At 62.6% G+C, this 19,315-nt stretch carries 19 protein-coding genes; all 19 read right to left on the reverse strand.

Features of this window, described 5'->3' with window-relative positions:
- Nucleotides 1–72: 72 nt before the first annotated feature.
- Nucleotides 73–1,320 carry an SfnB family sulfur acquisition oxidoreductase gene (locus MUU55_RS18755; RefSeq protein ID WP_244762297.1) on the reverse strand — a complete coding sequence of 416 codons (1,248 nt, stop codon included), beginning with the start codon at nt 1,318–1,320 and terminating at the stop codon, nt 73–75.
- Between the two features lie 23 nt (nt 1,321–1,343).
- Nucleotides 1,344–2,123 (reverse strand): ABC transporter ATP-binding protein, encoded by a 780-nt coding sequence (locus MUU55_RS18760; protein ID WP_244762298.1) that lies wholly within the window; start codon nt 2,121–2,123, stop codon nt 1,344–1,346.
- Nucleotides 2,124–2,227: 104 nt separating this feature from the next.
- Complete coding sequence (locus MUU55_RS18765; RefSeq protein WP_244762299.1) at nt 2,228–3,562, reverse strand: ABC transporter substrate-binding protein; 1,335 nt, start codon at nt 3,560–3,562, stop codon at nt 2,228–2,230.
- A 92-nt stretch (nt 3,563–3,654) separates the two neighbouring features.
- The gene (locus tag MUU55_RS18770) at nt 3,655–4,695 is read right to left on the reverse strand and encodes a branched-chain amino acid ABC transporter permease (RefSeq protein ID WP_244762300.1); all 1,041 of its coding nucleotides are present in this window, start codon (nt 4,693–4,695) and stop codon (nt 3,655–3,657) included.
- Between the two features lies 1 nt (nt 4,696).
- Nucleotides 4,697–5,593: a branched-chain amino acid ABC transporter permease gene (locus tag MUU55_RS18775; protein WP_244762301.1), complete on the reverse strand. Its 897-nt coding sequence runs from the start codon at nt 5,591–5,593 to the stop codon at nt 4,697–4,699.
- Nucleotides 5,593–6,504: an ABC transporter ATP-binding protein gene (locus MUU55_RS18780; protein WP_244762302.1), complete on the reverse strand. Its 912-nt coding sequence runs from the start codon at nt 6,502–6,504 to the stop codon at nt 5,593–5,595. Before MUU55_RS18780 ends, MUU55_RS18775 begins: the two co-directional genes overlap by 1 nt.
- Before the next feature lie 111 nt (nt 6,505–6,615).
- Nucleotides 6,616–7,719, reverse strand: coding sequence for a dimethylsulfone monooxygenase SfnG (gene sfnG, locus MUU55_RS18785; protein ID WP_244762303.1), 1,104 nt, complete (start codon nt 7,717–7,719; stop codon nt 6,616–6,618).
- 23 nt (nt 7,720–7,742) lie between these two features.
- Complete coding sequence (gene msuE / locus MUU55_RS18790; protein WP_244762304.1) at nt 7,743–8,333, reverse strand: FMN reductase; 591 nt, start codon at nt 8,331–8,333, stop codon at nt 7,743–7,745.
- A 432-nt stretch (nt 8,334–8,765) separates the two neighbouring features.
- The gene (locus MUU55_RS18795; RefSeq protein ID WP_244762305.1) at nt 8,766–9,086 is read right to left on the reverse strand and encodes a hypothetical protein; all 321 of its coding nucleotides are present in this window, start codon (nt 9,084–9,086) and stop codon (nt 8,766–8,768) included.
- Nucleotides 9,087–9,543: 457 nt separating this feature from the next.
- A complete protein-coding gene (locus MUU55_RS18800) occupies nt 9,544–10,296 on the reverse strand; it encodes an ABC transporter ATP-binding protein (RefSeq protein WP_244762306.1) in 753 nt (250 codons plus the stop codon).
- Complete coding sequence (locus tag MUU55_RS18805) at nt 10,290–11,354, reverse strand: FecCD family ABC transporter permease (protein WP_244762307.1); 1,065 nt, start codon at nt 11,352–11,354, stop codon at nt 10,290–10,292. Before MUU55_RS18805 ends, MUU55_RS18800 begins: the two co-directional genes overlap by 7 nt.
- A 3-nt stretch (nt 11,355–11,357) precedes the next feature.
- On the reverse strand, nt 11,358–12,488 hold the full coding sequence (locus MUU55_RS18810; RefSeq protein WP_244762308.1) for an ABC transporter substrate-binding protein: 1,131 nt from the start codon (nt 12,486–12,488) through the stop codon (nt 11,358–11,360).
- Between the two features lie 259 nt (nt 12,489–12,747).
- Nucleotides 12,748–13,488 carry an amino acid ABC transporter ATP-binding protein gene (locus MUU55_RS18820; RefSeq protein ID WP_280519029.1) on the reverse strand — a complete coding sequence of 247 codons (741 nt, stop codon included), beginning with the start codon at nt 13,486–13,488 and terminating at the stop codon, nt 12,748–12,750.
- Nucleotides 13,485–14,459, reverse strand: a complete 975-nt coding sequence (locus MUU55_RS18825; protein WP_244762309.1) for an amino acid ABC transporter permease — start codon at nt 14,457–14,459, stop codon at nt 13,485–13,487. The genes MUU55_RS18820 and MUU55_RS18825 overlap by 4 nt, the downstream gene beginning before the upstream one ends.
- 62 nt (nt 14,460–14,521) lie before the next feature.
- Nucleotides 14,522–15,355 (reverse strand): transporter substrate-binding domain-containing protein, encoded by an 834-nt coding sequence (locus tag MUU55_RS18830; protein ID WP_244762310.1) that lies wholly within the window; start codon nt 15,353–15,355, stop codon nt 14,522–14,524.
- A gap of 150 nt (nt 15,356–15,505) precedes the next feature.
- Nucleotides 15,506–15,895, reverse strand: coding sequence for a carboxymuconolactone decarboxylase family protein (locus tag MUU55_RS18835; RefSeq protein WP_244762311.1), 390 nt, complete (start codon nt 15,893–15,895; stop codon nt 15,506–15,508).
- Entirely contained in the window at nt 15,888–16,700 is an 813-nt protein-coding gene (locus MUU55_RS18840) for an alpha/beta fold hydrolase (protein WP_244762312.1), read from the reverse strand. Before MUU55_RS18840 ends, MUU55_RS18835 begins: the two co-directional genes overlap by 8 nt.
- A 2-nt stretch (nt 16,701–16,702) precedes the next feature.
- The gene (locus MUU55_RS18845; protein WP_244762313.1) at nt 16,703–17,779 is read right to left on the reverse strand and encodes an LLM class flavin-dependent oxidoreductase; all 1,077 of its coding nucleotides are present in this window, start codon (nt 17,777–17,779) and stop codon (nt 16,703–16,705) included.
- Between the two features lie 21 nt (nt 17,780–17,800).
- Entirely contained in the window at nt 17,801–19,315 is a 1,515-nt protein-coding gene (locus MUU55_RS18850; RefSeq protein WP_244762314.1) for an aldehyde dehydrogenase, read from the reverse strand.

The following is a 19,315-nucleotide window of genomic DNA, read 5'->3' on the forward strand; positions in this document are numbered from 1 at the left end:
GAGCCAACCTTTGCGCGCCGGTCAAGCCAGCCCGATCGCCGATCGGGCTGGCTTGACAGCTTGTGCGGCCAATCAACTCCAGGCGTGAAGCGGGGGTTTCTCATCATTGAGAAAATACCTGCCGAGGATGGCATACTTCCAGCGCACCGGATCGTGCAGCGTGTGGGTGCGGGCATTGCGCCAGTGGCGATCCAGGTGATGCTCGGCGAGCGTGGAGCGTGTGCCGGCAAGCTCGAACAGCTTGTTGGTCGCAGCAATGGCGATTTCCGTCGACAGGATCTTGGCCTCGGCGGTGATAATCTGGGCTTCCGCAACCGTCTCGGCATTAGGGTTTTCGATGGCCCGGTCGATGGCGTAGCCGGCCTTTTCGAGCAGCGCCTGGGCAGCGTGAAGGCGCAGCGTCAGGTCGCCGATAGCCTGGATCGTGTAGGGATCGTCGGAGGCACGCTCCAGGCCGCTGTCCACCCAGGCGCGGCTCTTGGTACGCACGAAGGAGACGGTCTCGTCGATCGCCGCCTGCGCGATGCCGGTGTCGACCGCCACCTGGATGATCTGGAAGATCGCGCCGTCAGCCGTCGGCACCGCATAGCCCTTGTAGCCGGGCACGAGATGGGTCTTCGGTACCTTCACATTGTTGAGAATGACGGTGCCCGACAGCGTGGTGCGCTGGCCGAAGGACGACCAGTCGTCGATGACGGTGAGGCCCGGCGCGTCGCGCTCGGCAATTGCATACCAGGCGCGGCCCTCCTCATCGAGGGCGACGATCGGCACCAGATGGGCGAGCAGCGCGCCGGAGGAATAGAATTTCTGGCCGTTGACGACGACGTGGTCGCCGGCATCGGTGAATTTCGTCTCGAAATCCGCCGCGCGCTTGGAGCCGAATTCGGAGAAGGCGTTGCCGAAGCGCGTGCCGCGCAGCACCTCGGCGAAGAGCAGCTTCTGCTGCGCCGCGTCGGACACCGTACGGATGGCCGCGACGACACCGAGATGGTTCTGAGCGATCTGGCCGATGGAGGAATCCGCCGCCGAGACGATCTCGATCACCTTCGCAAGCGTCGCATAGGAGACTTCCGGACCACCGAACGCCTTCGGCACGTTGATCGACCAGAGGCCGCTCTGCGAAAAAGCATCGAGCTCCTTGACCGGCCAGATGCGATCGCGATCGCGGATCGCCGCGCCCGGCGCAATCTCCGCCGCCAGCGTCTTTGCGACCGCGATCGCCTCGGCGTCGCTCTTGATGATATGCGCCGGCTCGCTGGGCCGCGGCACGGCCGGAACACCTTCGGCGGCGCCCTTCGTATTGACGTTGGAAATGGTCATGTAAGTCTCCTCTTCGATTGGGTTCAGTGAGCAAGGGCGGGTGCGGCCGCGACGGGCTTCTGGCCAAGATAGAAGGCCTTGACGTCGTCGCGCGCCTTGAGATCGGCAGCGCTGCCCGAGAGCACGCTGACGCCGTTTTCGAGAATGACCGCCCGGTCGGCATAGGTGAGCGCCACCGCCGAATTCTGCTCGGCGACGAGGATGGACAAGCCTTCCTCGCGATTGAGACGCTTCAAGGTGCGGAAAATGTCCTGCACGACGAGCGGTGCCAGCCCCATGGAGGGCTCGTCGAGCACCAGCAGACGCGGACGCGAAAGAAGCGCCCGGCCGATCGCCGTCATCTGCTGCTCGCCACCCGACGTGAGGCCGGACAGCACCCGGCGTTTCTCCTTCAGCCGCGGAAAATGGGCATAGACCTTTTCGAGGTCACGGGCGATTTCGGAACGCGATCCGCTACGGCCGAGACCTCCCGAAACGAGGTTCTCCTCGACCGTCAGCGACTTGAAGCAGTGCCGCCCCTCCAGCACCTGCACGAGGCCGCGCCGCACCAGGCTTGCCGGCGCATCACGCGTCACGTCGCGGCCTTCGAACCGCACGCTTCCAGCAAGGATCTGCCCGCGCTCGGCCGGCAGCAGGTTCGACACCGCCTTCAGCGTCGTCGTCTTGCCGGCGCCATTCGCGCCGAGAAGAGCAACAATTTCGCCACGAGCAAGCGAGAGCGTCACGCCATGCAGGGCGGTGATGGAATGATTGTAGGTCGCATGAAGGCCCTCGACGGTGAGCAGCCTGCTGTCCTCGGACATGTCGAATTCCCCTCGCAATTTTCGGGATCTTGCGGCCGGACACCGGGAAGCTTTCCCCGATGCCCGGCGACAAAGCCGCGCGGTAGGGCGCGCGGTCAAAGGCATCAGTTCGTCGCAGCCTCGGCATCTTCAGCCGTGCGAAGCTTGATGCCCTTTTCAGCGGCATAGGCTTCGGAAGATTTCTCGATGATCGGGCGCAGCAACGCCCAGTCCGGAGCGATCCAGTCGGAGACGACGTTCCACTTCTTGCCGTCCCACTGCTGGAAGGTCACGTAGCCGTTGCCCTCGTGGTTGTCCCAGGTCACGTTGATTGAATGGAACAGGTCCTTGGCACCCAGCGCCTCGACGCGGGCCGGATCGAGCTGGAGATGTTCGAAGCCCCAGCGCACCTCGTCGCCGGTCAGCGTGCGCTTGCCGAATTTCTCCTGCGCGATGCGTACGGCCTCAACATTCAGGATGCCGTTGACGATGCCGAGATTGTGGTAGACCGAACCGATGCGGTTCTTGTCTTCGAGATTGCCCTTACCGGCATCATAGACCGTCTTCACGATCTCCTTGACGACAGGGTACTCTGCGCCCGAAGCCTGCGTGGTGATGGCCGTATAGCCCTTGGCCGCGTCGCCCGCCGGGATGACGTCCTCTTCCGAGTTCGACCAGACATTGCCGATGATGTGATCGACCGGGAAGCCGGTCTTGGCGGCCGTCTTCAACGCGACCGGGTTCATCACACCCCAACCGCGCAGCACGACGTAGTCAGGCTTGGCGCGGCGGATCGTCAGCCACTGCGACTGCTGCTCGTTGCCCGGATGCGGAACCTCGATCTGCTGCAGTTCGAAACCGTATTTCTCGGCGAGCAGTTCGTAGATCGGGATCGTCTCCTTGCCATAGGGCGAGCCGTGATAGAGCACGACGATCTTCTTGCCCTTCAGGCTTTCGAGGCCACCTTCCTTGGAGGCGATGTAGTTCACGATGCCCGAGGTCTCGCTGTAGGGATTGAGCAGCAGCGGGAAGACATAGGGGAAGACGCGGCCGTCCGTCGAATCCGTGCGACCGTGGTTGATGGTGATCAGCGGCACCTTGTCCTGGGTGATGCGATCGATCATGGCATAGGCGATGCCGACCGACAGCGGGTTCCAGGCGGCGATGCCCTGGTTGCTCTTCAGGCGCTCGTAGGCTTCGACACCGCGCTCGACCTCATACTGGGTTTCGGCCTCCGACCAGGTGAGCTTCACGCCGTTGACGCCGCCGTCCCTGGTGTTGATGAGGTTGAGATAATCGATGAAGCCGCCGAAGAAGCCCGTGCCGCCGGCCGCATAGGGGCCGACGCGGTAGCTTTGCAGCGGGAAATGCTGCTCGTCGGCAAGGGCGGGAGCGGCGATGGCCGCAAGGCCGATGCCGGCGGCGAAAGCAGCGGCTCTGATCTTGGTATAAAGGGTCATGTCTGGACACACTCCGTCTGTCGGCGGCGCTCGGCCGTCCGTTGTTTAAGGGATTCGCGGTTCTTGTTGTTGGAAGCGAAAAGCTTCGGATCTCACGCCCGCCGGAGGGCGGCCGTTATGCGTGATTTCAGGCGATCCCACAGCGCAACGAGGCCATCCGGCTCAAGCACCAGGAACAGGATGATGAAGGCACCGATGACGATGCGCTGCGTCATGTCGAGCACACCGGAATCGAAGATATCGCCCAGCAAGAAGGCGCCGAGCCGCGAGAGCACTAGCGGGAAGACGACGATCAGCGCTGCGCCGAAAAAGGCGCCGCGGATCGAGGCGAGCCCGCCGATGATGACGATGAAGAGGATCTGGAACGAGCGGTCGAGGTTGAAGCCGGCCGGCTCCACCGTGCGCAGATAGGCGAAGGCCCAGAGCACCCCAGCCACCCCGATAATGAAAGAGGAGACCCCGAAGGCGAGCAGTTTCGTGCGCAACACCGGCACGCCGATGATACGCGCGGCAGTCTCGTTGTCGCGCACGGCGATGAAGTTGCGGCCGGTCTGCGAGGAGACGAGACGATAAGCGAGGAAGGTGAGGACCGCCACGACCGTCAGCGCGAAGAGATAACGGCCGACCGGGCCTTCGAAGGAAAGGCCAGCCAGCGACAACGGCGGCGCGTCGATGACGCCTGAGGCGGAATTGTTGGAGAACCAGCCGAATTTCGTCAGCGCCCATTGCACGAAGAATTGCGCCGCGAGCGTCGAGACGGCGAGGTAGAAACCGCGCAGCCGCAGGCTCGGCAGGCCGAAGACGATGCCGATCGCCGCCGCCGACAGGCCGGCGAGAACGATGGAGCCTATGAGCGGCAGCGCCTCGACGCGCAGGTTGAAATTATAGGCCGCGAAGGCGCCAACGGCCATGAAGGCGGCCGAGCCGAGCGAGACCTGGCCGGCATAACCCGTCAGGATATTGAGCCCGACGCCGGCAAGGCTGAGCGCCAGGAAGGGCAGCAGGATCGCCTCGAAGAGATAGCTCGAGCCGATGAAGGGGACGACCAGGTAGGCGACGGCGAGCACCGCGAGCGCTCCCGCGTGGAACGGCAGCGAAAGGGGCGGAGAAAGATCGGCTGTGACTGTGGACATGTCAGACCCTTTCCACGAGCTTCTGGCCGAATAGGCCGGAGGGCCGGATGAGCAGGAACGCGAGCGCCACGACATAGGCAAACCAGCCCTCGATGCCGCCGCCGAAATAATCGCCGATATAGACTTCGGCGAGTTTTTCGGACGCGCCGACCAGGAGGCCGCCGACGATGGCGCCGAGAATGGAATCGAAGCCGCCGAGCACCAGCACTGGCAAGGCTTTCAGCACCACCAGCGACAGCGAGAACTGCACGCCGAGGCGCGCGCCCCAAAGGAGGCCGGCGACCAATGCGACGAGGCCGGCCGCCGCCCAGACGCTCGCCCAGATCCAGGGCAGCTTCAGACCGACCGCAAGGGCCGCGAACTGATCGTCCGCCACCGCGCGGAAGCCGAGGCCGATGCGGGTGTAGCGGAAGAAGGCCGAGAGTGCGCCCACCATGCTGGCCGCAACCACGGCGGCGAAGATGTCGAACTGGCTGATGAACACGCCGCCGACATCGAAGGGAATATCCTCGATGCCGAGATCGAGACCATGAACCTGCGTGCCCCAGATGAGCTGGGCTGCCCCCTCGATGATGTAGGAGAGACCGAGTGTCGCCATGAACAGCGTGATTGGCGGCTTGTTGGTCAGCGGCCGCAGCACCGTGCGCTCGATGGCGACGCCGATGACGACCATCGCCGCGAAGGTGATGGCAAAGGCGGCCGCGAAGGGCACGCCCTTCTCCACGAGGCTGACAAAAGTGAGCGCGGCGAAGAGGAGCAGCGCGCCCTGCGAGAAATTCAGGACGCCCGAGGTCTTGTAGATCAGCACGAAACCGATCGCGACGAGGGAGTACATCACGCCGGAGAGCAACCCGCCGATCAGCACCTCGGTGAAGAAAAGCCAGTCGAATTCGGCCATCAGATGCCCTCCCCGTCTTCGTTTTCCGGCGGCACGCCGAGATAGGCATCGATGACGCGCTGGTCGCTCGCGATCTCCTCCGGCGTGCCGTCGGCGATCTTGCGGCCGTAATCAAGCACGGCGATGCGGTCGGACAAGCCCATGACGACGCCGATATCGTGCTCGATCAGCACGACGGTGATGGCGTATTCGTCGCGGGCGAGGCGCACATAATCGGCAAGCTCGTTCTTCTCCGTCGCCGTCATGCCCGCCATGGGCTCGTCGAGCAGCAGGATGCGCGGTTCGGCAGCAAGTGCACGGGCGAGCTCGACGCGCTTTTGCAGACCATAGGGCAGCGTGCCGGCGAGTCGGTCGAGATAGGGCGTCAAATGCAGGAAATCGATGACCCGGCGCGCCCGTTCGCGTGCATCCGTCTGTTCGCGCCGCGCATGGGGCAGGCCGATGATCTGGCTGAGGAAATTCGAGCGGCCGGCATAGGCGCGGCCGGCGGCGACATTGTCGAGCACGCTCAGCCCCTTGAAGAGAGCGAGATTCTGGAAGGTGCGGGCAATACCCAACTTGGCCAGCTTCTGCGTCGGGACCGGCCGGTAGGCGGCGCCGTTGATCGCGACATGGCCACGATCCGGCTTATAGACGCCCGAGATGACATTGATCAGCGAACTCTTGCCGGCACCATTCGGGCCGATGATCGCGCGGATCTCGCCATGGCGCACCGAGAGATCGACATCCTTGAGCGCCACCACGCCGCCGAAGGACAGATCGATCCCGTACAGTTCCAGCGCAAGCGCCTCGTCCGGCCGCGGGCCGGGCACCTCCGCAGACGTAGCCCGCAGAGCAAGATGCTCCGCAATGTCAGGCGGGACAGCCACCTCGCTGCTGAGGCCGACGAGCAGAAAATTCGATGCCGACATGGTTCGTTCCGTGCTTCGCCGCGATGGGCGCAGGTTTCCCTTCGCGGACACGATCGCGCCCGCGTTGCAGGGAGCGGCGGCAGGCCGCCGCTCCGTCTTGTTCGGTTTGCCTTATTCGGCCGCGATGGCGGCGCTCTCCTCGGCCTCTTCCAGCGCGCGCACCAGAGGAATGACGTGCTTGCCGAAATATTCGACCTCTTCCTGGAAGTGCAGGAAGCCGAGCAGGATGAGATCGGCACCGGCGCGCTTCAGGTTCACGATGCGCTCGGCCACCTGTTTCGGCGTGCCGATCAGGTTGGAACGGAAGCCGTCATTGTACTGGACGAGATCCTCAAAGCTCGACTTCGCCCAGTTGCCCTCGCCTTCCGGCGAAGACTTGCCGGCATTCTTCACCTCATGGCCGAAGGCGTTGACCGCCTCGGGATTAGCCTTCTCGATGATCTCGGCCAGAACAGCCTTCGCCTCTTCCTCGGTCTCGCGCACGATGGCGAAGGCATTGACGCCGACCTTGACCGAATGGTTGTTCTCCCGCGCCTTCGCCCTGATGTCATTGACCTGCTTGGCGATTTCCTCCGGCGTGTTGCCATTGGTGAAGTACCAGTCGGAGACGCGCGAGGCCATGTCGCGCGCCGCGCGCGACGAACCGCCCTGGAAGATTTCCGGCTGCGGGTCGATCGGCTTGGGCTTCAGCGAATAGTTGTTGAAGCGGTAGAAATCGCCGCGGAAGGTGAAGTTGTCTTCCGCCCAGATGCCGCGCAGTGCGCGGATGAACTCTTCCGAGCGGCGGTAGCGCTCATCGTGATCAAGCCACGGCTCGCCGATAGCCTGGAACTCGCCGCGGAACCAGCCGCTGACGACATTGACGGCGACGCGGCCGTTCGTCAGGTGATTGATCGTGGCGATCTGCTTGGCGGCAAGCGCCGGGTTCCACGGCCCGGGCAGGATCGCGGCGATAACCTTCAGCGTCGTGGTCGATTCCAGCAAGGCATGGCTGAAGGAGACGGATTCGTGCTGGAACTCCGCACCATAGCCGGCCGTGAAGCGGATCTGGCTCAGCGCATAGTCGAAGCCGCTGGCTTCCGCGATCTGGGCGAGCTTGCGGTTATACTCGATCGTCCAGCTGGTGCGCTGTTCGATATTGGAAATGACGAGGCCGCCGGAGACATTCGGCACCCAATAGGCGAATTTCACGGCGTCCCTGCTCTGTTCAGTCATGGGTTACTCCTCTCTTCCTGATGTCAATTGGCGGCCGTTTCGCGCGAGACGACGCGAAGGGCCGGATGGGTTTCGCCGGTGGCAAGGGCCGTGGCGGGCAACAGATCGAACAATTCGGCGACGGCGCGCTCGATGCGCGCTTCGACGGCCGGGTTCGAAAGCGTGTATTCGGTGAAATCCGCCTCGACGGCATAGACGGTCGTCGGCACGGTGACGGCGCCGAAGAAGCCGAAAAGCGGACGGAACTGATGCTCCAGCATCAGGCCATGCAGCGGCGTGCCGCCGGTCGCAGCAAGGATAACCCGCCGGCCCTGAAGCGCACGAAAATCGACGAGATCGAAAAGATGCTTGAGCGCACCGGTATAGGAAGCACGATAGACCGGCGAGCCGACGACGAGAACGTCTGCCGCCTCGACAGCATCGACGATCGCACGCCCGGCCTCGTCAAGTTTATCGGCGCGTAGCGCCCGGAAGAGGACCGGCGCGGCATCGGCAAGATCGATATGATCAGCTTCGACATCCGCCGCCCGTCCAATCGCTGTGACGATACGCTCGACGATATGTGCGGTGCGCGATGGCCGCTTGACGCTACCGGAAATTCCCAGGACTTTCATTGCGCTCTCCCGCCGTTGTTATTTATAATTTCTATGGATTTTATCAATTATCAAAGGCAGCAATTCCAATATTTGCGCCAATCGTGAAATGCCTTGGCGCTACCGCCCTTGCTGGTGAACGATCTCGCATCTGCAAGGGAACATGGCTGAAAGAAACAAACGCTCCTGCCTGTCACGCAAGCTCGCAAGAAGGCGAACGAGCAACAAAGCGCCCGGGGGCTGCTCAGGGGCGCTTACCGATGGAGTTTTTCTCCGCGATGTGTCGCGTTCCGGGTGATTTGGTTTGTCTTGCGCAAGGTCACAAGCGCATCGGTATGCTCGACCTTGGTACCACAGCGGCAAGTCATCGAATGGTTTTCACGCAGCCTCAGGTCAGCGGATACAAAAAAGGCCCCGATTGCTCGGAGCCTCCTTGGCGGCGCTCACGCCCGCTCAGTTGTTGCCGGCCCAGGCGCAGACACGGGTGTCACCTTCGCTACGAGCCGTGGCACCATTGGTCGAGCAGTCCGATTTCATCTTGGCGCGCTGCTCGTCATTGAGGCCCGCCCAATTCTTCGACCACTCGGCTTCCGGCCGCAGCGTACGGGCCTTCACATCGCTGTAAAAGACGTTGGCCGTCGCGTCGTCCATCTGCATCTGGGCCTGATCGCCCGCATTGGTGGTTTCGGAAGCGTCGCCGGTGCTCGTCTGGGCAAATGCAGAGAAACTGATGAGCGTGGCAGCCGCGGCAATCGTGGTGAGTTTGGTCAGCATGTTCTTCTCCTCTGAAGCGGGCAATCCGCATGCATGAGACAACACCAAAGAACGGCTGATGTTCCTTACGAGTGGAGAACAGATGACCTCAAGGGCCAATGCTGGTGCGCCAAGATCGTAGACCCCGCTTATAAAGCTGCTGCCAAGTGCGGAACTCGTGACAAGCATCTCAACCTGGGTCTATCGGAAGATCCTCGCCACAAGCGCGGCGACCGTCTCCGCTCGACGACGATGAGGCCTTCGCGCCAGCTTGCGACCTGCTTTCGGTCGCGGGTTCCAGTCGAGATCGCGCCCGTGCCAGCGCCGTAGGCCAGCCATAATCCCCCAGATAAGCGTCGGTGTCAGGTCAAGCGTCGACGGCAAGTCGATTGTCATGTTTTTCACGCGAACCTTTTGGAGTTATCTCCATCTGGTTCGCGGAAATGCGGCGGACGAATTTGCATTGCGGATCCTGTGGCTAAAGCGCGCCATCGACGATCACCATCGGCCGGCCGCGGGAGCAGGATTCGATGCGGGCATCCACCCGATAGATGTCGCGCAACATCGCCGGCGTGATCACATCGGCCGTGGTGCCGCTTGCCGCCATCTCGCCATTGGCGATGACGATGGTGTTCGTGCAGTAGCGCAGGGCGTGGTTGAGGTCGTGCAGCGCGATGAGCACGATCATGCCGGTGCGGCGGGCAAGATCAGCGACAAATTCCAGGACGTCGATCTGGCGGTGCAGATCAAGCGCCGAGGTCGGCTCGTCCATCAGCAGCACTTCGGGCTTGCGCACCAGTGCCTGACCGAGCGAGACGAGCTGCCGCTGGCCACCCGAGAGAGCATCAAGCCCGCGAAAGGCAAGATCCTCGATGCGCAGAGCCTTCAGGATCGCGTCGATCTCGAAGAGTTCGTCGTCGTTCACCCGCCAGCCGCCACCCTGCTTTGCGGCAAGCAGCAGGGATTCATACACCGTCAACACGGCATTCGAACCGGTATCCTGCGGCATGTAGCAGATCGCGCGGTCGCCGCGCGTGGCTTCCGAAAGCTGGACGACGCCCGGCCCGGAGATCAGGCCGGCGACGCGCTTGAACAGCGTCGATTTTCCCGCCGCGTTCGGGCCGATCACGGCCGTCGTGGCGCCGGGCGTCAAAAGCTCGATTGCCACCTTGGAGAGAACCGTCGCACGTCCGTAACGCGCGCCGAGATCCTTCAGCACCAAGCTTACCATGCGCGCCTCCGGTTCGAGAAAATCAGGACGAAGAAGAAGGGAACGCCGACAAGCGCAGTGATGACCCCAATGGGCAGGATAGCGCCGGGGATCAGCACCTTGCTGACGACCGACGTCGTCGAGAGCAGCAGCGCACCGCAGATCACCGCGCCGGGCAAGAAGAAGCGCTGGTCCTCGCCGACCACCATGCGGGCGATATGCGGACCGACGAGACCGACAAAACCGATGGTGCCGACGAAGGACACCGGGATGGCAGCGAGCAGGCTGACGATCAGCATCGTGTGTAGACGCAGCCGGCGGACATTGACACCCATGCTCGCCGCCTTGTCATCACCGAGCCTCAGCGCCGTGAGTGCCCAGGCATTGCGCATGAAGAGCGGCAGCGTCACGACGAGGATGGCGGCGGTGACGAAGACCTTGTCCCATGTTGCCTTGGTAAGACTGCCCATGGTCCAGAAGACGACGGCCGCCAGCGCCTGCTCGGAGGCAAGATATTCGAGCAGCGACAGCGCGGCATTGAAGGTGAAGACCAGCGCAATGCCGAGCAGCACGATGGTTTCCACCGTCACGCCCCGCAATGTCGAGGCGAAATGAATGAACAGTGCCGCGACCATCGCCATGATGAAAGCATTGACCGGCACCATGTATTGCACCGCGCCCGGAAAGATCGCGACGCCGCCAACCAGCCCAAGGGCCGCGCCGAAACTCGCGGCGGCCGAAATGCCGAGCGTGAAGGGGCTGGCAAGCGGGTTCGACAGGATCGTCTGCATCTGTGCGCCGGCGACCGACAGCGAAGCTCCGACCGTCACCGCCATCAGCGCGATCGGCATGCGGATATCCCAGATCACGACGCGCAGCTGGTCACCGCTCGTCTCCGGTGAAACGAGCGCCGAAAGTACCTGCGAAAGGCTGTAATTCGCCGGCCCCAGCGCCATATCGACCGCGATGCTGACGGCAAGCGCGACGGCGAGGCCGGTCAGGATGAGAATGCGCCGAAAGGCAAGGGCGCGATATTGATCGCGCCCCGTAGCCCCGGTTTCGATCGCCGCAGCGCCCATCGCCTATTCGCCCTTCAGCGAGACGAAATAGCCCGGCTTGTAATCGAGCGGCAGGAAGCGGGCATGCAGGTCCTTGAAGGTCGCTTCCGGATCGAGATCGGCAAACAGGTCCGGGTGCAGCCACTTGGCGATCTGCTGGATTGCGACGAACTGGTAGGGATTGTTGTAGAACTGGTGCCAGATGGCATGGACATTGCCATCCTTGACTGCCTTGATGCCGGTGAAGGCCGGACGCTTCGTCAGGTTTTCCAGCTTGCGGCGAGCTTCCGTGGCATCCGCGCCATAACCGACGCCGACCCAGTTTCCGCCCGGCACATAGCCTTCCCACATGCCGCCCGTGACGATCACCTGATCAGGATTGGAGGCGATAACCTGCTCGGGATTCACGGTGCCGAAAGTACCGGGAATGATGTCCCTGGCCATGTTCGTGCCACCGGCGAGCTCGACCATCCTGCCGAAATTCTCGTTGCCGAAGGACATGCAGCAGTCGTCGGAATAGCCGCCGGCGCGCTCGACGAAGACAAGCGGTTTTGCCGGGTTGTTCTTTTCCAGAACGTCCGTGACCTTTTTGATCGCATCGGCGCGGAAGGTGATAAAGTCTTCCGCGACCTTCTCCTTGCCCATCAGCGTGCCCATGATGCGCATGCTCGGCTCGGTGTTTTCCATCGGCTTTTCGCGGAAATCGACATAGACGAGCGGGATGCCGACCTTGGCGAGCTTCTCGATGTAGCCGGCCTCTTCCGTCGCCGTTTTGGCATCGACATTCATCAGGATGACATCCGGCTTCAGCGCCACGGCCTGCTCGATATCGAAGGTGCCATCCTTCATGCCGCCGAAGGTCGGCAGCTTGGCGACGTCGGGGTATTTCGCGAGATAGGCGGCGTAGGATTCCGGATCGGCCTTCGGCAGGTCGTCGCGCCAGCCGACGACATGCTGGAACGGATTGTCCTTGTCGAGTGCGGCGAGGAAGTAGATCTGCCGACCTTCGCCGAGAATGACGTGGTTGACCGGCACGTTCACTTCGACGTCGCGGCCCGTCACGTCTTTAACGGTAACAGGGTCTGCCATCGCCGGAAGGGCGGTGGAGGCGAGAAGGCCGAGGGCGAGAAGGGTGGACTTGCCAGGAAAGCGCATGCGGATGATCTCCGGTGGAAACTGCCCGCACTTATTATTTTATGACTTTTGCAGTCAAGATTTATCTTTTAGAAGCATTCGAAGCTGAAAACGAGGGCACGAGACGTGCACAGCGACCAGTCACCCGGTCACGCAATCTTCTCCGAACGCACGGCCCGACATGCGCTAATCAAATGGCATCTCGGTCGCGGCAATGGCCGCAGGGCGCGCTTGAAGGCAATCGAACCAGAGTCAGCTCGGTTGCCTTTGTGTCAATCTTTCAATGCTTTAGGATCTGGCTTAGGAAAAGTTTCGTGCGCTCGTGCTGCGGGTTACCGAAGAATTCATCCGGCTTGCCCTGCTCGACGATCTGGCCCGCATTCATGAAGATCACCCGGTCGGCAACAGCGCGGGCAAAGGCCATTTCATGGGTCACGCAGACCATGGTCATGCCGTCGCGCGCCAGGCCCGTCATGGTGTCGAGCACTTCGGAAACCATTTCCGGGTCAAGAGCGGATGTCGGCTCGTCGAACAGCATGACGGCCGGCTGCATGCAGAGCGAACGGGCGATCGCCACGCGCTGCTGCTGGCCGCCGGAGAGCTGGACGGGGTATTTGTCAGCCTGCTCGGGAATGCGCACGCGCTCCAGGAATTTCAGCGCGGTCTTGCGGGCTTCAGCCTGCGAGACGCCCTTGATCCACATCGGCCCGACCATGCAGTTCATCAGCACGGTCATGTGCGGGAAGAGATTGAAGTGCTGGAAGACCATGCCGACATTCTTGCGCACCTCGCCGACATTGCGCATTTTGTCATGCAGCGGGATACCGTTGACGACGATGTCGCCTTCCTGATGCGCTTCCAGCCGATTGAAGCAGCGGATCAGCGTCGACTTTCCCGAGCCGGATGGACCGCAGATGACGATGCGCTCGCCTTTCTCGACCGTCAGGTTCACATCGGTCAGCACCCGGAACGCGCCATACCATTTGGAGACGTTGCGGACATCGATGATCTTTTCGCTCATCGGACTTTGCTCCTCGCATAATGACGCTCGATGCGTGACTGGATGAGTTCGAGGCAGATCGACACGCCCCAGTAGAGCATCGCCGCCGAGATCAGCATTTCCATGTGCTGGAACGACTTCTGGCCGAGCGTGCGCGCCAGGAACATCAGCTCCCACACTCCGATAACCGAGACGAGCGAACTGTCCTTCAACATGGAGATGAACTGGTTGCCGGTCGGCGGGATGATGACGGGCAACGCCTGCGGCAGGATGATCTTGCGCATAGTGATGCCGAAGCCGAAGCCGATCGAACGCGAGGCTTCCCATTGGCCGCGGTCGATGCTCTGGATACCCGAACGGAAGATCTCCGTCATATAGGCGCCGTAGCAGAGCGACAGTGCAAGGATGCCGGCCGGCACCGCATCGATGATGAAGCCGAGCTGCGGCAGGCCGAGATAGATGAGGTAGACCTGCATCAGGAGCGGCAGGCCGCGGAAGAACGAGGTGTAGAAACTCGCGATCGCATAGGCGAACCCGTTCGTCGAAAGCTTCGCAACCGCGCCGAGAATGGCGATGCAGGAAGCGATGACGATGGAGATCGCCGAGACGTAGATCGTCGTGAAAAGCCCCTGCGTGATGAGGAACGGCAATTTCTCGGCCATGAAAGGCAGGCTGAGATTGAACGTTTTGAAGAAGGCGAGGAACAGCAGCAGGAGCTCAAGCCAGACGATCGTGATCTGCACCCGTAGCGAGGCGAAGCCGATCAGGACGATGTTCAGGCAGAACAGCACCGCGATGACGAAGGCGATGGCGAAACGGCCATAGAGGCCGCTTTCCAGCGGTTCGCCAATCACCGGGCGCATCAGCTCGCCCATCGACGTTCCCGTGAGGTCGAAGGCGAGGAACAGGGCGAAGATCGCCGCAAACATCACCGCGACGAACCACGGCTTGTGGACGAGCACTTCGGACTCGACAGTATCCGGATACAGCATCTCCGCTCCCTGCATGTAAGGCGCGGCCCGGTTTTCCGGGCGCGCGCGAACGGATGGGTCTTTTACTGCGTGACCGTGTAGTCGACACCGTACCATTTGACCGAAAGCTTGCTCAGCGTGCCGTCGGCCTGCATCGCTTTCACGGCCTCGGCGATCTTCTCGCTCAGCTCCTTGTCGCCATGCTCGACGGCAACGGCAAGAGGCTCGAAGAAGACCGGCTTGCCGAGCTGCTTGATCGGGTAGCCGGCTTTCTCCGCATCGAGAATGCTTGGCAACGTGGAAACGACGGCATCGAGGCGCGTTCCGTCGCCGAGGCGCAGGTCGTCGAAGGCGGTGGTGGAGTTGGCGTAGGATTTCACCTCGCCCGCCTTGAAATCATAGGTGAAAGGCGGCGCGCCGGCCGCATCCAGCGTAAGGTCCTGATTAGCATAGGCCTCGAAGGTCGAGGTTGCCGTCACGCCGACGACCTTGCCTTCGAGATCGGAAAGCTTTTCCGCCTTGTTGTCCTTGTGAACGGCGACGGCGGCGGGCGTGTAGTAGTAGACTGCCGGGAAATCGAAGATTTCGGCGCGTGCCTTGGTCGGCGTCATCGAGCCGACATGCATGTCCCAGCGGCCCTGCCACTTGCCTGCCGTGATGATGTCCCAGCCCGGCGTCACGAATTCGACGGAAACGCCGAGATGTTTGCCGATCTCCTTGGCGACGTCGATGTCGAAGCCGTCCATCTCGTTCTTGTCGTTGACGAAGGATTGCGGTGCCCAGTTGGCATCGGTCGCGACCTTCAGGGTCTTGGCGACGAGCACCCGGTCGAGAACGGCGCCGGCCTGGGCCGGCACGGCGGCGAGCGAAAGCGAGAGAGAGGCGACGAGCGCCGCAAGTGTCGATGTCTTCATCATGTGTTTGTTCCCTCTGTCCATTGTCGTTTCTGTCGACGGCGCGGGTTCCTCTCCCTGCCGATGGTATCAATCTTCAGGCTTATTGCCCCTTCCCGTCTTCCGGCGTTCCCAAGCAGCGCATGGCCTCTGGCTTCATCGAAATGACGGAAATCAAGTCGTGCCCTCCCCGCCCATTTCCGCGCGGATGGCGCGGGCCACCCGGAACGCCTCGACGCCCGCCGGCACGCCGCAGTAGATCGCGATCTGGAGAAGGGCTGCCTGCAATTCCCTGTCCGACAGGCCATTGCGGACGGCGCCGCGAAAATGGATGCCGAATTCATGCATGCGGTTGCTGGCGGCAAGCATGCCGAGGTTCAGGAGACTGCGCTGCTTGAGGTCGAGGCCGTCGTCCGTCCAGCCCAGGCCCCAGCAATATTCGTTGAGCAGGTCCTGCAAGGGTGCGGAGAAGGCATCGGCGCCTGCCTTGGCACGATCGACATAGTCGTCGCCGAGCACGCGCCGCCGGACCGCTTCGCCCTCTTTGCGCAAAGTCTCATCCATGGGCGGCCTCCGTATTAGAAACGAAGTTGTCGATAGCTTCGGCCACGACATCAGGTGCCTCGATGAGGATAGAATGGCGCAGGCCCGGAAAAAGCGTGAGCTGCGATCCCGGGATGCGGTCGTGCATGTAACGGGCCATGCGCGGGTTGGAGCCGACATCCTCCTCGCCGGTCGCGATCAGCGTCGGGCAGCGGATCTGGTCGAGGAAGCCGCCGAAATCCGTCTCGGCCAGCACCCGATAGGCGGCCGCGTAGCAGTCCGGATCGTTTTCCGCATCGCGTGCCCGTAGCCAGGCGATCACGTCGGGATGTTCTTCCTGAAATGCCTCCGTCAGCCAACGAGAAAGCGACGCCGTGTGGTGATCCGCCGGCGTTCCGGCCTGAAGGGCCGCGAGCCGCGCGAGAACCCGTTCCCGTTCCTCGGGCGTGCGGCCCGCGACCGTGGACAAAAGCACGAGCCGGCGCAGGCGCGGCAGATGCGTCAGCGCGAGGCGCTGAGCAATCAGGCCGCCGAGCGAAAAACCCGCGAGATTGAAGGTCGGGAAGCCGGTCTTGTCGGCGAGTTCCAGCGTCTCGGCCACGAAGTCGTCGATCTCGTAGCGACCCTTGACGCGGCTCGACCGTCCATGGCCCCGCAGATCGAAGGTCAGGATCGTGAACCGGTCCTTCAACCGCTCCACCACGCCAGACCAGGCTTCCAGGTAGGAGCCGACGCCATGGATGCAGACGAGCGGCTCGCCGCCATCGCCATCGATGCGATAGTTGAGCGTGACCTCGCCGACCGTGTGCTCTCGCGCCTCCGCCATGATCAGCCCCCCGCAGCCGCCCGCTTCCGGTCGTTCTCGCGCGCGGCAAAGAACGGCATCACCTCTTTCACGAAAAGCTCGATCGTGCGCTTCTGCAATTCGAAGGGCAGGTTGAAGGTGAGGCCGAGGCAATATTGGTCGACGCCCGCCGCTTCGAACACAAGCAGCTTCTCGATCACCTCGTCCGGCGTGCCGAACATCAGGTTCTTGCGGATGTTTTCCGGATTGTAGTTCTCCTTGCCCTTGACCGCCTCATAGGGCACCGCCTCTGGAAAACCGTTCTGCACCGTGCCGACATTCTGCATGAGATTCTCGAAGGTGCGGCCATAATCCATGCTGTGCTGTACGGCCTTTTCCCAGCCATCCGGCCGGTCGTAGACGCAGGTGCGCCGCTGCATCATGAAACGCGGGCGCGGCACCTCCGGATGGTCGGCCACGGCCTTGTGGAACTTGTCGGAAAGCACCTGGATTTCGGCGGCGGGTGCCGAAAGCGGCGTCGACAGGATGCTCGCACCGTTAGCAATCGCCCAGTCGAAGGTGCCGGGATCGCGCGCGGCGACCCAGATGCGCGGGTGCGGCTGCTGCAAGGGCTTCGGCACGGAGGTGGCGAGCGGGAATTTCCAATAGTGCCCGTCATGGGCATAATCGCCGGCCCAGAGCTTCTTAACCGCCGGCACGATCTCCTTCATGTAGGCGACGCCTTCCTGCTGCGGCATGCCGCCCGCCATCCGGTCGAACTCATACTGGTAGGAGCCGCGCGCGATGCCGAATTCAAGCCGGCCGTTGGTCAGATGGTCGCAAAGGGCCGATTCGCCAGCCAGCCGGATCGGGTCCCAGTAGGGTGCGACCAGCGTCGAGGTGCCGAGCCGCAGCTGCTCGGTGTGCTGCGCCAGCCAGACGAGCGTCTGGAACGGATTGGGGGAGATCGTGCATTCGATCGTGTGATGCTCGGCGGTCCAGAGCATCTCGAAACCGCCCTCGTCGGCCATGCGGGCCAGCGTCAGCAGGTTGTTCTTCGCGGTCGCCATCGGCACATCCGGCGAGAAGCGTTCCATCGTGAGCGAGACTGCGAACTTCATGGTTCTGCCTTTCGATGCTTGTTACTTGAGGCGGATGACGAAGGGGTCCTGCATCGCGCCGGAATAGTCGATGATCACGTTCTTCAGCCGGGAGAATTCGTGCATCACCTCGAATCCGCCGCGCCGGCCGTAACCGCTTTCCTTGAAGCCGCCATTGGCGGACATGAAGGAGGCGGAGCGATAGGTGTTGACCCAGACGGTGCCCGCCTCGATCTCATTGGCGAAACGCAGCGCCCGGTCGATATCCTTCGTCCAGATGCCGGAGGCGAGGCCATAGCGGGTATCGTTGGCGAGCCGGATCATCTCCGCCTCGTCGCGGAACGGCATCACACCGACCACGGGGCCGAACAGTTCGTCGCGCATGAAGGTCATGTCGTTTTCGGCATCGACCATTACGGTCGGCTCGAAATACCAGCCGCCGGGCGCAAGCCCGTCCTTCTGCGGCCGTCGTCCGCCGGCAGCGATCGTCGCGCCCTCCTTCACGCCGGAGGCAACATAGGATTCGACCTTGGAAAGCTGGTCGGCGAGCGCGAGCGGGCCGATATCGGTGTCATCGCCGGTCGGGAGACCGACGCGGATTCTCTGCGTGCGGGCGACGAGCGCATCGATGAATTTGTCGTAGATGCTCGCCTCGACGAAACAGCGTGAACCGGCCACGCAGGTCTGGCCGGCCGCAGCGAAGACGCCGGAGACGACGCCGTTCACCGCATGCTCGATATCGACATCGCCGAAGACGACATGGGGCGATTTGCCGCCGAGTTCCATCGAGCAGGGCACGAGGTTCTGCGCGGCGTTGCCAGCGATGCGGCGGCCGGTGGCGGTGCTGCCGGTGAAGACGTATTTCGCGACGCCTGGATGGCGGGTCAGCGCCTCGCCGGCGCTCTTGCCGGTGCCCGTCACCACATTGACGATGCCGGCCGGGAAGCCCGCCTCGTGGATGAGTTCGGCGAGCGCCAGCGTGGAAGCCGTTGCATGTTCGGAAGGCTTGATGACGATGGTGTTGCCGATCGCAAGGCATGGCGCCAGCGTGCCGGTGAGCAGCATCAACGGCGAGTTCCACGGCGTGATCATGCCGATGACGCCGAGCGGCTCGCGCAGGTTGATGTTCAGCGTGTCGAGCCGGTTGATCGGGATCGTGTCACCATGCAGCTTGTCGGCCATGCCGGCGAAATAGTGGTAGCTGTCGGGCATGGCGCGCATCTGCGCCCGCGTTTCCTTGAGCAGCTTGCCATTGTCGCGCGTCTCGATCTCGGCGAGCGTATCGGCATTGGCCCGCACCAATTCTGCGAGCCGGCGCACCAGCGCGCCGCGATCGGTCTGCGTCATACGCCGCCATTCGGGGTTGCGGAAGGCGGCATTGGCAGCGGCGACAGCCGCCTCGACATCATCAGCATCGGCCTCGGCAAATTCGTACCAGGACGCGCCCGTCGTCGGATCGAAACTCTGGATGTAGTTGCCGTTCTTCGGGGCCACGAACCGGCCGTCTATGAACAGCAGCTGGCGGGAGCCCTCGATGGAGCTGACTGTCGTCTTCAT

This window comes from Shinella curvata (assembly GCF_022899935.1).
GTDB classification, from domain to species: Bacteria; Pseudomonadota; Alphaproteobacteria; order Rhizobiales; family Rhizobiaceae; genus Shinella; species Shinella curvata.

What these genes read in the sequence shown, in the direction of transcription:
- MUU55_RS18755 (WP_244762297.1), bottom strand. Translation starts at nt 1,320, where the DNA reads ATGACCATTTCCAACGTCAATACGAAGGGCGCCGCCGAAGGTGTTCCG.
- MUU55_RS18840 (WP_244762312.1), bottom strand. Translation starts at nt 16,700, where the DNA reads ATGGCGGAGGCGCGAGAGCACACGGTCGGCGAGGTCACGCTCAACTAT.
- sfnG (WP_244762303.1), bottom strand. Translation starts at nt 7,719, where the DNA reads ATGACTGAACAGAGCAGGGACGCCGTGAAATTCGCCTATTGGGTGCCG.
- MUU55_RS18825 (WP_244762309.1), bottom strand. Translation starts at nt 14,459, where the DNA reads ATGCTGTATCCGGATACTGTCGAGTCCGAAGTGCTCGTCCACAAGCCG.
- MUU55_RS18835 (WP_244762311.1), bottom strand. Translation starts at nt 15,895, where the DNA reads ATGGATGAGACTTTGCGCAAAGAGGGCGAAGCGGTCCGGCGGCGCGTG.
- MUU55_RS18765 (WP_244762299.1), bottom strand. Translation starts at nt 3,562, where the DNA reads ATGACCCTTTATACCAAGATCAGAGCCGCTGCTTTCGCCGCCGGCATC.
- MUU55_RS18845 (WP_244762313.1), bottom strand. Translation starts at nt 17,779, where the DNA reads ATGAAGTTCGCAGTCTCGCTCACGATGGAACGCTTCTCGCCGGATGTG.
- MUU55_RS18850 (WP_244762314.1), bottom strand. Translation starts at nt 19,315, where the DNA reads ATGAAGACGACAGTCAGCTCCATCGAGGGCTCCCGCCAGCTGCTGTTC.
- MUU55_RS18820 (WP_280519029.1), bottom strand. Translation starts at nt 13,488, where the DNA reads ATGAGCGAAAAGATCATCGATGTCCGCAACGTCTCCAAATGGTATGGC.
- MUU55_RS18795 (WP_244762305.1), bottom strand. Translation starts at nt 9,086, where the DNA reads ATGCTGACCAAACTCACCACGATTGCCGCGGCTGCCACGCTCATCAGT.
- MUU55_RS18830 (WP_244762310.1), bottom strand. Translation starts at nt 15,355, where the DNA reads ATGATGAAGACATCGACACTTGCGGCGCTCGTCGCCTCTCTCTCGCTT.
- MUU55_RS18770 (WP_244762300.1), bottom strand. Translation starts at nt 4,695, where the DNA reads ATGTCCACAGTCACAGCCGATCTTTCTCCGCCCCTTTCGCTGCCGTTC.
- MUU55_RS18775 (WP_244762301.1), bottom strand. Translation starts at nt 5,593, where the DNA reads ATGGCCGAATTCGACTGGCTTTTCTTCACCGAGGTGCTGATCGGCGGG.
- MUU55_RS18800 (WP_244762306.1), bottom strand. Translation starts at nt 10,296, where the DNA reads ATGGTAAGCTTGGTGCTGAAGGATCTCGGCGCGCGTTACGGACGTGCG.
- MUU55_RS18810 (WP_244762308.1), bottom strand. Translation starts at nt 12,488, where the DNA reads ATGCGCTTTCCTGGCAAGTCCACCCTTCTCGCCCTCGGCCTTCTCGCC.
- MUU55_RS18805 (WP_244762307.1), bottom strand. Translation starts at nt 11,354, where the DNA reads ATGGGCGCTGCGGCGATCGAAACCGGGGCTACGGGGCGCGATCAATAT.
- MUU55_RS18780 (WP_244762302.1), bottom strand. Translation starts at nt 6,504, where the DNA reads ATGTCGGCATCGAATTTTCTGCTCGTCGGCCTCAGCAGCGAGGTGGCT.
- MUU55_RS18760 (WP_244762298.1), bottom strand. Translation starts at nt 2,123, where the DNA reads ATGTCCGAGGACAGCAGGCTGCTCACCGTCGAGGGCCTTCATGCGACC.
- msuE (WP_244762304.1), bottom strand. Translation starts at nt 8,333, where the DNA reads ATGAAAGTCCTGGGAATTTCCGGTAGCGTCAAGCGGCCATCGCGCACC.